This is a genomic window from Flavobacterium potami, assembly GCF_020026915.1.
Classification (GTDB): Bacteria; Bacteroidota; Bacteroidia; order Flavobacteriales; family Flavobacteriaceae; genus Flavobacterium; species Flavobacterium potami.
In genome coordinates this window covers 86,401-99,824 of the sequence record NZ_JAINUY010000009.1, presented here as the reverse complement: position 1 = coordinate 99,824, position 13,424 = coordinate 86,401, and the positions used below count along the sequence as shown (strand labels likewise).

The 13,424-nt window shown below is 33.7% G+C and carries 10 protein-coding genes; all 10 read left to right on the top strand.

Annotated elements, in window-relative coordinates:
• Nucleotides 1-33: 33 nt before the first annotated feature.
• The 10 genes from K6T82_RS22145 (at nt 34) to K6T82_RS22100 (ending at nt 13,404) form a co-directional block, all read left to right on the top strand.
• On the top strand, nt 34-2,736 hold the full coding sequence (locus tag K6T82_RS22145; RefSeq protein WP_223710806.1) for a glycoside hydrolase family 78 protein: 2,703 nt from the start codon (nt 34-36) through the stop codon (nt 2,734-2,736).
• Between the two features lie 7 nt (nt 2,737-2,743).
• Entirely contained in the window at nt 2,744-4,066 is a 1,323-nt protein-coding gene (locus K6T82_RS22140) for a sugar porter family MFS transporter (protein WP_223710804.1), read from the top strand.
• 41 nt (nt 4,067-4,107) lie between these two features.
• Complete coding sequence (locus K6T82_RS22135) at nt 4,108-5,250, top strand: glycoside hydrolase family 76 protein (RefSeq protein WP_223710802.1); 1,143 nt, start codon at nt 4,108-4,110, stop codon at nt 5,248-5,250.
• A 32-nt stretch (nt 5,251-5,282) separates the two neighbouring features.
• Complete coding sequence (locus K6T82_RS22130; protein WP_223710800.1) at nt 5,283-6,416, top strand: aldose epimerase family protein; 1,134 nt, start codon at nt 5,283-5,285, stop codon at nt 6,414-6,416.
• Nucleotides 6,417-6,462: 46 nt separating this feature from the next.
• Nucleotides 6,463-7,140: a 3-keto-disaccharide hydrolase gene (locus K6T82_RS22125; protein ID WP_223710798.1), complete on the top strand. Its 678-nt coding sequence runs from the start codon at nt 6,463-6,465 to the stop codon at nt 7,138-7,140.
• Between the two features lie 178 nt (nt 7,141-7,318).
• On the top strand, nt 7,319-8,152 hold the full coding sequence (locus K6T82_RS22120) for a universal stress protein (protein WP_223710796.1): 834 nt from the start codon (nt 7,319-7,321) through the stop codon (nt 8,150-8,152).
• Between the two features lie 619 nt (nt 8,153-8,771).
• Nucleotides 8,772-9,818 (top strand): beta-ketoacyl-ACP synthase III, encoded by a 1,047-nt coding sequence (locus tag K6T82_RS22115; protein ID WP_223710794.1) that lies wholly within the window; start codon nt 8,772-8,774, stop codon nt 9,816-9,818.
• Between the two features lie 35 nt (nt 9,819-9,853).
• Nucleotides 9,854-10,948, top strand: coding sequence for a sensor histidine kinase (locus K6T82_RS22110; protein WP_223710791.1), 1,095 nt, complete (start codon nt 9,854-9,856; stop codon nt 10,946-10,948).
• Between the two features lie 6 nt (nt 10,949-10,954).
• Nucleotides 10,955-11,710 carry a LytR/AlgR family response regulator transcription factor gene (locus K6T82_RS22105; RefSeq protein WP_223710789.1) on the top strand — a complete coding sequence of 252 codons (756 nt, stop codon included), beginning with the start codon at nt 10,955-10,957 and terminating at the stop codon, nt 11,708-11,710.
• 572 nt (nt 11,711-12,282) lie between these two features.
• A complete protein-coding gene (locus K6T82_RS22100) occupies nt 12,283-13,404 on the top strand; it encodes an efflux RND transporter periplasmic adaptor subunit (RefSeq protein ID WP_223710787.1) in 1,122 nt (373 codons plus the stop codon).
• Nucleotides 13,405-13,424: the final 20 nt, after the last annotated feature.

Here is a 13,424-nt window from a genome sequence, read left to right as displayed (position 1 = left end):
ACTAAAGACCATTCTAAAAAAAAAGAAAATCTAATGATCAAACAGAATCAAAATAATACTAGAATAAAATATCTGTTTTTACTTTTTCTGTTAATGTATTTCGGAAGTTATGCACAAACGCCAGTAAATCTCAAATGCGAAAATTTAGTAAATCCATTAGGAATTGATGTGCGAGTACCTAGATTTTCATGGCATTTAAATGACATAAAACATAATGCTTATCAAACTGCATATCAAATAGAAATAGGCACAGATTCAATAGCTTTAACCCAAGATAAAGCGACTGTCTGGAATACTGGAAAAGTAATTTCATCAGACATTTTAATTACGTATAAAGGAGAATCTCTTCAATCTTTTAGCACTTATTTCTGGAGAGTAAAAGTGTGGGATCAAAATAGAAAAATGAAGGTTTCGAGAATTCAACGTTTTGAAACCGCCATACTTCAATCTTCAGATTGGAAAGGGGCTTGGATATCAGATTTTCATGATATGAACTACAAGCCAGCTCCTTATTTTAGAAAAGAAGTTTCAACTGTAAAAACGATTAAATCGGCTCGGGCTTATATTGCAACAGCCGGATTGTATGAGTTTTATGTGAATGGAGAAAAAATTGGAAATCGATTACTCGATCCCATGTTTACAAAATTTGACACCCGAAATTTGTATGCAACCTTAGATATTACAGCGCATTTACAAAAAGGAAAAAATGCTTTTGGAATTTTGTTAGGCAATGGTTGGTACAATCATCAATCGACTGCCGTTTGGAAATTCGATAAAGCGATTTGGAGAAATCGTCCACGTTGTTTGATAAACATTAGAATTACCTATTCTGATGATACAACGGAAACGATAACGACAGATGAAACCTGGAAAACAGCAGATAGTCCCATAATCTTCAATAGCATTTATACAGGCGAACATTATGATGGCCGTGTAGAAATCAGTAATTGGAACAAACCTAATTTTGATGATAGTAATTGGAAAAAAGCAATACTTGTAAAAACGCCATCATCAAATTTGGTTTCGCAACAATTGCATCCTATTCGAGTTACAGCGCAGCTAAAACCAACTAAAATGAATCGCGTAAATGACACTTTAACGGTGTTTACATTTCCAAGAAATATTGCGGGAACAGTTCGTTTTTCAATAAAAAATGCTGCTTCTGGAACCGTTTTTAGAATAAAACATGCAGAACGTTTGTATGAAAACGGAATGGTTGATCTTTCTAATATTGACTTGCATTATCGTCCAACCGATAATTCAGATCCTTTTCAAACCGATATTTTTATTGCAAAAGGAAATACGGATGAAACTTTTTCTCCAAAATTTAATTACAAAGGTTTTCAATATGTGGAAGTGACTTCGAATAAACCTTTTCAATTAAACGAAGATTGCCTTTTGGCTCAAGAAATGCATAGTGATGTTCCCTCTGTAGGAAAGATTAAATCTTCAAACGAAGTGCTTAATAAGATTTGGGAAGCCACAAACAGCAGTTATTTAGCAAATTTATTTGGTTATCCAACCGATTGTCCGCAGAGAGAAAAAAACGGATGGACAGGAGATGCACAAATCAATATTGAAACCGGATTATACAATTTTGACGGAATTACGATTTACGAAAAATGGCTTGCAGATCATCAAGACGAACAGCAAACAGATGGTGGAATTTCTAATATTGTGCCAAATCCGGGAGCTTTTGGATATGAATTTGCAACAGGTCCAGACTGGACAAGTTCGATTGCAATTATTCCTTGGAAAATATATGAGTTTTACGGAGATAACACTTTGCTGAATAAAATGTATCCCAACATAAAAAAATATGTTGATTTGATTGATAAAAAATATCCAGAAGGTATTACTGATTGGGGATTAGGCGATTGGGTTCCTGTTAAAACTCAAAGTTCTAAGCCACTGACTTCGACAATGTATTATTATGCAGATGCGTTAATTTTAGCAAAAACAGCTAAACTATTAGGAAAAACAAGTGACGCTGAGCATTACTTTAAATTAGTAGAAAAAATTAAAACCGCATTCAATCAGCAGTTTTTCAATCCATCCACAAAATTATATGCGAGCGGTACGCAAACCGAACTATCAGGTTCACTTTATTGGGGATTAGTTCCTGATGAATTCAAACAAGAAGTAGCAGACAATTTATATAAGAAAGTACAAGAAACTAATTTTCATTTGGATGTTGGTTTGCTGGGAACAAAGGCTTTACTCAATGCATTAAGCGAAAACTGTTATGCTGATGCAGCTTACAAAATCGCTTCCCAAGAAGATTTTCCATCTTGGGGATATTGGATCAAAAATGGAGCGACAACTTTATATGAAAACTGGCCACTACATGTGGAAAAAAACGATGCTTCATTGAATCATATTATGTTTGGAGAAATTGGAGCTTGGATGTATAAAGGCTTGGGAGGAATTTTTCCAGATGAAAACGCACCAGGTTTTAAACACATTATTTTTAAACCCAATTTTGTAAATGGTCTCGATTATTTTCAAGCGGAACATGAGTCTCCTTACGGTAAAATTGTTTCGAAATGGAAAAGAAAGGACAAGAAAATAATCTATGATGTAATTGTGCCACCAAACTCAAATGCAAGTTTTTATTTAGAAAAAAACAGCACTTTTTCATGCAGTTCAAAAGATATTCAAATCAGTAATGAAGAGATATATCAGGTGATTCAACTTAAATCAGGGAAATATTCTTTTGCAATTAAAAATAAATAATCACATCATGAATAGAATAATATTATGGGCTATCACAGCCGCTTTGGCTGGCTTTTTATTTGGTTTTGATACCGTGGTGATTTCAGGAGCAGATACCAAACTTCAGGAATTATGGCATACTTCAGATGCATTTCATGGTGCTGTTGTAATGGCAATGGCATTGTGGGGTACTGTTGCAGGAGCTATTTTTGGAGGTATTCCGACCAATAAATTAGGAAGAAAGAAAACACTAATCTGGATTGGAATTCTATTTCTTGTTTCTGCAATTGGTTCGTCTTTAGCGAATGATCCGTGGACTTTTGCTTTCTTCCGTTTTTTAGGCGGATTAGGAATTGGTGCTTCAACAATCGCAGCTCCGGCTTATGTTTCTGAAATTTCTCCTGCAAAAGATCGTGGCAGGTTGGTTTCCTTGTATCAATTCAATATTGTTTTAGGTATTTTAATGGCTTTTCTTTCCAATTATTTATTGAGAGATGCGGGTGAAAATGCGTGGAGATGGATGATCGGAATTATGGCATTTCCGGCATTTTTTTATACTATTATTGTTTTTACAATTCCGGAAAGTCCGAGATGGTTGGTTTCGCAATCTAGATTTTCAGAGGCTGAATTGGTTTTAAAGAAAATTGATTCGGATGCTAAAATTGATGATTTGATTCAGGAAATGAATTACGGAAATGAAAATAGAGATGAAAAGAAAGAAACCATATTCTTAAAGAAATATCGATTTCCTTTGATGTTGGCTTTTTTAATTGCTTTTTTCAATCAGTTTTCAGGAATAAACGCTTTTTTATACTATGCACCCAGAATTTTTGCTGAAGCCGGTTTAGAAGAAAGTGCCGCTTTAATGAGCAGCGTCGGAATCGGAATAACGAATTTGGTATTTACTTTGATCGGTGTATTTTTAATTGATGTACTAGGAAGAAAAGTCCTGATGTATATTGGTTCCATTGGCTATATTATTTCTTTAGGATTGGTTTCGGTTGCTTTTTTCTTAAAATGGCAAGGCATTCAAGTACCGATTTTCTTGTTTTTATTTATTGCTTCACACGCAATTGGTCAAGGCGCTGTAATTTGGGTTTTCATTTCAGAAATTTTCCCCAATCATCTTAGAGCAAGCGGTCAGGCTTTTGGTTCTTCAACACATTGGGTTTTGGCGGCTATCATTCCGTCAGCAATTCCGTTTTTATTTTCAACAATTGGAGCGGGAGTTGTGTTTTTAATCTTTACCATAATGATGGTTTTTCAATTAATTTTTGTGATTTTTATGATGCCGGAAACAAAAGGAAAATCATTAGAAGAACTTCAGAGCACCATATTCAAACAAGATTAATTTCATTATAAAAGAAACATAAAAAAATAAAAATTTAGATTATGAATAAAAGAAAAGGAAGCATTCTACTTTTTGCAACAATTGTATTGTTCTCGAGTTTTGCATTTGTAAAAAAAACCGAAAAATCAAAAAGCGATCTTTATAAAAAAGAAATGGAAAGTCTTCATACAGCTATTGAAAATAATTTTCATGATAAAGCTTCAGGTTATTATTTCGTTGATTTAGATCCAGCAAAAAGAGAAACAAAATTTGGACATAAAAGAGAATACAGTTGGTTGTGGGCGCTTTGTGCGATGTTTGAAGCGTCTAACGAAATTGAAAAAGTAGACAAAAAGGCGAATTTAGTAGATGGCATTTTCAATAGTATGCAGCCTTATTACGATCCTGCGCCGCCAAAACCAGGCTACGGAGAATATATTGTAAAATTGAGCAAAGGTCAGCGATATTATGATGACAACCAATGGATTGGAATAACGGCTTTGGATGTTTACGAAAGAACGGGCAAGAAATCGTATTTTGATTTAGGAAAGTCTATGTACGACTTCATGATGACAGCATCCGACAACGCTCTTGGAGGTGGATTGTACTGGAGAGAAAACGATTTTGAAACGAAAAATACTTGTTCAAACGGTCCTGGAATTATTGTTGCTTTAAAAATGTACAAAGCCACAAAAGATAAAAAATACCTTGAAAATGCCATAAAGATTTACGATTGGACAACTCAAAAATTGCAAACTCCTACAGGCTTGTTTTATGATAATATCAAGGTTAAAGATGGAACTATTGGCGAGGCTATATTTTCATACAATACAGGGACAATGCTCCAATCTAGTGTATATTTTTACGAATTGACTGGAGACAAAAAGTATCTAGAAAAAGCGAATAAAATGGCAGACAGTTCTTTGGACTATTTTTATAAAAGTGGAAAATTTAGAGACGGATATTGGTTTAACGCCGTTTTACTTCGTGGGTATATGCATCTTTTAAAACATAATAAAGATTTAAAATACATTTCAGGATTCAAAAAATGCCTGGATAATGCATTAAAAGAAAACAAAAACAAAAAAGGATTATTTGAAGCAGATAACGGCGAATACAATTTGGTAGAACATGGTGGAATGCTTGAAATTTTGGCTCGATTTGCACATCTTGAAGAACAGTACGATTTGTCAAAATTGAAATAATCTTAGAAGTACAAAAACAAAATTTTAAAATAATGAACAAATTCCAATTAAGTATAAGCTTATTATTTTTGGTGATATTCAGTTTTACTGAAGGTACATGGGCTCAAAATACAAATTCGGTTAAAAAATCGTCTGTCAATAAAGAAATGATTGGACAGGTTGGAGGAGAAGATATTTTCCAGTTTACTTTGCAGAATAAAAGCGGAATGCAGGTACAATTAATTACTTATGGAGCGGCAATTACAAATATCATCACACCAGATAAAGAAGGTAAAATGAGCAGTGTTGTATTGGGTTTCGATTCACTTTCACAATATGCAAGTAGTGACAATTCTTTGATGGGTTCTACTGTTGGTCGCGTTGCGAATCGTATTTCAGATAAGAAATTTACGATTGATGGAAAAGAATATACCCTTTCTTCTGACATTCACGGTGGTGTAAATGGTTTTGATAAACGTATTTGGAAAGCCAAAGAAGTTTCAAAAAAGAATGAACCTTCTGTCGAAATGACGTATTTAAGTAAAGATGGAGAGGAAGGTTTTCCGGGTAATTTATCAGTTTCCGTAACGTTTACACTTAAAAACAATAACGATTTGGTTATTGATTATAAAGCAACTACAGATAAAGCAACTCCGCTTGTACTGACGAATCACACTTATTTCAATCTTTCTGGAGGAAAAGAAACGAAGGCATTAAATACAGAATTGACCGTTTTCGCCGATCAGTTTTTGGAGTTTAAAGATGGCAGTATGCCTACGGGTAAAATCCTGAATGTAAAAGAGACCCCTTTTGATTTTACTTCTCCTAAAACGATTGGACAAGAGATAGAAAAAGTACAGCAATATACCAACGGCTACGACGTAACATTTGTTTTACGAAATCAAACCAGTAAATTAGCCCTTGCCGCAAAAGCTTTCGAACCTTTAAGCGGAAGAGAATTAGAAGTTTATACTACTGAACCGGGTCTTGTTTTTTATTCTGGAAATTGGTTAAGCGAGAAAGTGAAAGGACGCAACAATGTTCCTTATACAAAAAATGGTGCATTTTGTTTAGAAACGATGCATTATCCAAACTCGATCAATACACCTGCTTTTCCAAATACAGTTTTGCGTCCTAATGAAGTTTTTACTTCTCAGACCATTTATAAATTTCTAGTTCGAAAATAAAAAGACTCTATTTTTAGTTACATTTAGAAATCAAAAATTAAAACAAATGAAAAATAGTATAATTGCAATATTGTGTTTTTTCTTATCGCAGATGATTCATGCTCAAAAAGGTTTCAAACCTTTATTTGATGGAAAAACTACAAAAGGTTGGCATTCTTACGGCAAAACTTCGGCTGGTGAAGGTTGGAAAGTAGAAAACGGGGTATTATATTTTGATCCCGAAGCTGCTAAAAATGGACAAGGTGGAGATTTGGTAACAGATGTCGAGTTCGAAAATTTCCATTTAAAACTAGATTGGAAGGTGGCTCCAAATGCCAATAGCGGTATTATATTTTATATTAATGAAGATGCTAAAAAATATCCTAATACTTACAGGACAGGTTTAGAAATGCAGGTTTTGGATAATGACGGTCATCCCGACGGAAAAATTACAAAACACCGTGCGGGAGATTTATACGATTTGATTCAAAGTAAATCTGAACCTGTAAAAAAGGTTGGAGAATGGAATACGGCTGAAATTATAAGTAAAAAAGGAAAGTTGACTCTTATTTTGAATGGAGTTGTTGTAGTAGAAACCACCCTTTGGGATGAGAATTTCAAAAAATTAATCGCAGGAAGTAAATTTGCTGACTGGCAAGGATTTGGAACATTCAAAAAAGGAAAAATCGGTTTACAGGATCACGGAGATAAAGTCTGGTATCGTAATATTATGATTAAGGAATAAATGTAAATTTAAATCATAAAAAAGCGGTCGTTTTTACTTTAAAAAGGAAAACGGCCATTTTTTTTCAGAAACTATAATATACGGTTGGGAAGTAAATAATGTTACTTCGGTGATTAAAAAAAAGCACTAAATGATTAATTAAGCAATTTTGCTAGATTAATGCTTAATGACCATTTTTATGACTTCACCACTTACTATAATTGCGGCTACTAATTTTTCGAATATAGCAGATAATGCCGTAAATTATGCTGCTGGACTTGCAAAAGCTACGGGAGCAAAACTTGTTTTATTTAATTCATTTTCTTTGAGCGTACACAGCGCAAACTCTCATATTACTGCAGATGGCATGCAGAAACAAATCGAAAAAGCAATTTCAAGATTGGAAAATTTAGCCACTCAAACAGCAGATTTATTTAAGATTGAAACAGAATCGATCTGTACGTATTCTTTTCTGGAAGACGAACTCCCTAAAATTATAGAAAGTAAGAAAGCAGACGTTGTAGTAATGGGAATGGCAGAGCGTTCCTTTGAACAGGAATTATTGGGGAATTCAACTACTTCGGCCATCAAAAACCTTCATGTTCCTGTATTGGCAGTTCCTGAAAAGGCTCGTTTTATAAACATAAAAAAAGTTCTTTATGCCTGTGATAGTCTGAGTTTTTCGGCTATCAAAAGATTTAGCTGGATAAAAAATGCTCTTGGAGATTTTGGTGCCGAAATTGAGTTTTTTAGTGTAGATGAAAAATTGGATGATTTAAAAGAAGAACAACATAGAATTTTGATGAATTCGAATATTGAAAAAGAATTTGAAGACGTAAAATATTTGTATAAAACCGTAAGATCGAATGCCGTTATTAACGAAATAAAAAAAGAAATTAAAAATTACGAGGCAGATCTTCTAATTATGGTGCCTCAAAAGTATGGTTTTTGGGATTCGTTGGTTCATAGAAGCAAAACCAGAATCCTCGCTGCAGGTTTGGATATTCCTTTATTGTCATTTCCAAATTATTAACGATTAATTTGAATTAAAAATAATGATATAAAAATTACAAGGTTTTTTTGAAGAAATTTTATCAAACGAATCATAAAAGGACTTTTTTGATTTTAGGGATTATATAATTTTTTAGTGTTCGTTGTCTGATATCACAATTATATTTTAACAATCTGAGCATTTTTGTTAATTATTTTTAATTATCTGCTTGTATCAGATTTTTTTAAATTAATTTTGTAGCACTCTAGAAACATAATGCAGAGAGGTTTTTTATCAGTATGGCAACGGCTATAATTGGGAATTATCTACAAACTGAAACAGCATTGTATGATTTTAAAAATAAAATAAATTAAAGATTCTATATCAGGTAACACCGAGAAAATACTTCGTGTAGATTTTTTAATTCATTTTAATTGGATTTTTTATAATGATTTTAGTTTGATCAGGTTTTATACTAGTTCTCAAGTGAGTATTGTCCTCGGATTTAATTGACTTTTAGAAATATTGCTATTGTTTCCGTCGTCAGTTTTTTAGGAATAATTTTTGTTGATGATATTCTGAAGAACTGTCAAATAGGAAAATAAGAAATATTAGGCATTGAGTAACTAAGAGTACAAAGCTTAAAAAAACAAAAAAACAAATGGGCGCAGTAATTACAGCTATAGGTGGTTTCGTACCATCATCAATCCTGACCAATAAAAAGATTTCAGAAACAGTTGATACATCGGAGGAATGGATCATCAAAAGAACTGGAATTAGAGAACGTAGAATCGCAGACGACGATACAGCAACATCTGATCTAGCGGCTGCTGCGATTGAAAATCTACTTGAAAATTATAATGTAGATCGAAACGAAATTGAAGCTTTGCTTGTAGCAACAGCAACACCTGATCACATTTTAGCACCAACTGCAAGTATTGTCTGCGATAAAAGCGGACTAACAAATGCTTTTGGAATTGACATGAATGCAGCCTGCAGTGGTTTTTTATATGCCCTTGAAATGGGAGCAAACATGATTGAAAGCGGACGCTATAATAAATTAATCATCGTTGGAGCCGATAAAATGAGTTCTATCGTAGATTATGAAGATCGTAATACTTGTATTCTTTTTGGAGATGGGGCAGGTGCCGTTTTGTTAGAAAAAACAACATCTGATAACGGATTAATGAAAACCATCCTGAAAACGGACGGAAGCGGAGTTTCTTCTTTGGCTGTACCTGCTGGAGGTTCAAGAAATCCTACTTCTATGCAGAGTCTTTTACACAGAACACATTATTTAAAACAAGATGGTGCTTTTGTGTTTAAAAGAGCGGTTGCTGCCATGAGTCAGGTTTCTCAAGATGCATTGGCTAAAAATGATTTAGAAGCAGACAAAATTGACTGGGTAGTGCCTCATCAGGCTAATTTGAGAATTATTACCGCTGTAAGCGAAAGTTTAAATATTGATTTTGAGAAAGTTAAAGTAAATATTGATCGCTACGGTAATACAACATCTGCAACAGTTCCGTTATGTTTATGGGACTTTAAAGATGATTTTAAAGAAGGCCAAAACGTATTGATTACGACTTTTGGAGCCGGATTCTCTTGGGGTGCAACGTGCCTGAAATGGGGTGTAATGCGTGAAAAAAAAGAAACTAAGAAAAGTAAAACCAATACTGAAACAGAGAATGTTTTAGTAGAGCATTAATTTTCTAAAAAGAAGATTATCAGTTAAAAATAAGAATGAAATTACAAAACCAAAATAAAAAAACTGGGAAGAACTTTTTCTATAAATATTACAGAGTGATTGTAATTCCTGCCGTTTTTTTAGTGTATTTGTCTTCTTATTATTTCCTGAATCCGTATAGAAATTTTAAAGATGAAGGTTTGCTCGATCTGGATCAGACCTTCGATATTTTTATTATCCTGCTCTATTGTGCGATACTTACTGAGCTGACCCTTTTTGTAGGCAGGAAATTAAATTATTACATAAGTTGGGAACAAAATCCGGTATTTAGGGCGATAGCACAATTTATCTGTCTAATTGCCGGAAATATTCTCCTGAATTACTTTTTCTCTTGTCTTTGGGATTACTTATATCCTTGTACGGCTTTGGAAGAGAATGATCTGGTTACAATTTGGCAGTCCAAAATTATGGCAGCCATTATCTCTCTTTTTATCAGTGCTATTCATACCGGAATTTTTTTATTAAACAGATGGCGTTTAAATGCTATTGAAACGGCTGAATTAAAAATTAAAGCTTCAGAACTTCAGGAAGCCGTAACGCAATCTAAATTAGAATCTTTAAAACTGCAATTAGACCCGCATTTTATATTTAATAATTTCAGTACACTGACAGAATTAATTTATGAAGATCAGCAGCAAGCCGCTTCATTTCTTGAAAACATTACCAGAGTGTATCGTTATATGATTTCAAATTCAAATAAAGATACTATCACTGTAAAAGAAGAAATTGAATTTTTGAATGCCTATTTTTATCTTCTTAAGAAAAGACTTGGAGAAAAAATTGATTTGAAAATTTTTATAGATGAGTCAGCCATGCCGCTTCATTTGCCTCCTTTGACTTTACAATTATTAGTAGAAAATGCTGTAAAACATAATATGGCGACTTTATCTCAACCGTTGACTATTACCATTTATTCTGATCTTGGAGATATTATCGTTCGAAATAATTTGCAGCCAACAGCTGGAAAAAGCCTCGTTTCTACAGGAATTGGAAATAAAAACATAGAATTCCGCTATAAAATATTATGCGATCGAATGCCTGATTTTTATGAATCAAACGGGTTTTATTTTGTCAGACTGCCATTAATTTAAAAAGTTATGAAAATTTTAATTGTAGAAGATGAAAGCATAAATGCTAGTCGTCTCAAAAGATTATTGGAAGAACTTGAACCGAATTGCCAAATTCTGGGAATAATTGATACGGTTGTGGATACCGTAGAGTGGCTGAGTTCTAATCCATCTCCGGATTTAATTACAATGGATATTCGTTTAGCAGACGGATTGAGTTTTTCTATTTTTGATAAAATAACGATTACTTGTTCCGTTATTTTCACCACTGCTTATGACGAATATGCAATTCGTGCCTTTAAGGTTAACAGCATCGATTATTTGATGAAACCTATCGAAAAAAACGAATTAGAATATGCCTTGACAAAATTTAAATCTTTGTCAAAATCAAATACCACAATTCCGGATATTACTGGAATTTTAAAAGACTTAATACAAAAACCGATTTACAGACTTCGTTTTTTAGTGACGTATAGAGATGGTTATAAAAGTGTCGATGTTGCTGATGTCGATTTTGTTTATTCAGAATTCAAAACGAGTAATTTGTTCCTGAAATCGGGTGTAATTATTTCGATTCCGCAAACAATGGAAGAGCTAGAGCAGGAATTAGATCCGAACATTTTTTTTAGGGCAAACCGCCAATTTTTCATTCGTGCAGAAAGCATTAAGTCGATCTCGAATTACTTCAACGCAAAACTTAAAGTTCAACTAAAACTAGATCCAGAACGCGAAGTAATCATCAGTCGTGAAAAAGCACCGTATTTCAAACAATGGATGGATCGATGAATTTAAGTTGCTAAGTGGCTAAGATGCTGAGATTCTAAGGTTTTCTTTTTGCCGAAAAGGCACTGAGACGCAAAGTTTTTTTTGCCTCTAATTTCACAAATTTACACTAATTTTTTCTTATTTTATTTTTGTCATCCTTCGTTCCTCAGGATGACAAAACTGCGAAAAAAAATACTTTCTAATCTTTTAATCTGTGGCAAAAAAAATTCACGTTTTAAAAATTCGAGAAATTATACTATCAGTATTTTTACACAATAATTTAATTAGCGAAAATTCGTGAATTCGTGGCAAAAAACTTTGCGCCTTAGGACCTTTGCGGTATAAAAAACTTCGCAAGGCAAAACTTCGAGAAATTGTACTACCAGTATTTCCACACAAGAATTTAATTAGCGAAAATTAGTGCAATTCGTGGCAAAAAAACTTCACGTCTTAGTGTCTTTGTGGCATAACAATAAGTCTCCGTTTCGGTACCCAAATATTCCGTTTGGGTAACTTTCTCCAATAAAAAAGCTGTTTTAAGCTGTTATTTTGCCGCCAAATTTGAGGTAATTCATTTAAAAATGAAAAATAAAATGACAAAACAGTTTTTTCAAAACAACAAAGCAATTGGCAGGATTGCAGTTTTATTTATAATTATTTCCCTTTCTTCATGCGGAAAAAGTGCAGATGCGCAGATGGCGCCTCCAAAACCAGAAGTAGATTTTTTACAAACCAGTTCAGCAAGTGGTGAGGTAGAAAAAAAATATCCGGGAACTGTGGAAGGTTCTGTAAACGTTGACATAAAAGCCCAAGTATCAGGATATTTAGAGGCGATTTATGTAAAAGAAGGAGATTATGTAACCAAAGGACAATCTCTTTTTAAAATTAAAGGAGATGTTTATGCAGAGCAGGTAAACAATAGCCGTGCAGCTTACAAAAGCGCTTTGGCAAATCAGGCGAATGCTAAATTGGAAGTAGAGAAAATCAAACCTTTGGTAGAAGGAAAAGTTTTCTCCGACATGCAGTTAAAAACAGCACAAGCCAATTACGAAGCGGCAACTGCGCAGGTAGCTCAGGCAAAAGCAGCTTTGGGATCTTCACAAATTAATTCAGATTTCTCATTGATTAAAGCTCCTGTAAGCGGTTATATCAGCCGAATTCCGAATCGTATTGGAAACTTAGTAACACCAACCGATACTGTTCCGTTAACTACACTTTCAGAAATCAACAATGTATTTGTGTATTTCTCACTTACAGAAGCAGATTATTTAGCTTTTTCAAAAGATTCAAAATCAAATCAGTCCGTAAGTTTAATTATGGCCGATGATAGTGAATATGATCAAAAAGGAAAATTGGAAGTTGCCAGCGGAAATATAGATCGCGCAACTGGAACAATTGCTTTAAAAGCTATTTTTCCAAATCCGAAAAAAGAATTGCGTTCGGGAGGTTCTGCACGAATTGTACTGAACAAAAGTTTATCGTCTGTAATTACTGTTCCGATGGCTAGTGTTAAGGATATTCAAGATAAATTTTTTGTTTTCATTCTTAAAGAAGGCAATAAAGTAGCCATGGTTCCTATCGAAATAGCAGGAAGTGCTGGAGCTGATTATTTTGTAAAATCTGGTTTAAAAGCGGGTGACAAAGTAGCCTTGAATTCTATCGATGTACTTTATGATAGTATGGAAGTTGTTCCAAAAATCGCTGTAAAAAAATAGTAGCAGCAAATAATTTTTTA

Coding starts and splice junctions, on each gene's coding strand:
- K6T82_RS22100 (WP_223710787.1), top strand. CDS start 12,283: ATGACAAAACAGTTTTTTCAAAACAACAAAGCAATTGGCAGGATTGCA.
- K6T82_RS22125 (WP_223710798.1), top strand. CDS start 6,463: ATGAAAAATAGTATAATTGCAATATTGTGTTTTTTCTTATCGCAGATG.
- K6T82_RS22130 (WP_223710800.1), top strand. CDS start 5,283: ATGAACAAATTCCAATTAAGTATAAGCTTATTATTTTTGGTGATATTC.
- K6T82_RS22115 (WP_223710794.1), top strand. CDS start 8,772: ATGGGCGCAGTAATTACAGCTATAGGTGGTTTCGTACCATCATCAATC.
- K6T82_RS22145 (WP_223710806.1), top strand. CDS start 34: ATGATCAAACAGAATCAAAATAATACTAGAATAAAATATCTGTTTTTA.
- K6T82_RS22110 (WP_223710791.1), top strand. CDS start 9,854: ATGAAATTACAAAACCAAAATAAAAAAACTGGGAAGAACTTTTTCTAT.
- K6T82_RS22105 (WP_223710789.1), top strand. CDS start 10,955: ATGAAAATTTTAATTGTAGAAGATGAAAGCATAAATGCTAGTCGTCTC.
- K6T82_RS22120 (WP_223710796.1), top strand. CDS start 7,319: ATGACTTCACCACTTACTATAATTGCGGCTACTAATTTTTCGAATATA.
- K6T82_RS22135 (WP_223710802.1), top strand. CDS start 4,108: ATGAATAAAAGAAAAGGAAGCATTCTACTTTTTGCAACAATTGTATTG.
- K6T82_RS22140 (WP_223710804.1), top strand. CDS start 2,744: ATGAATAGAATAATATTATGGGCTATCACAGCCGCTTTGGCTGGCTTT.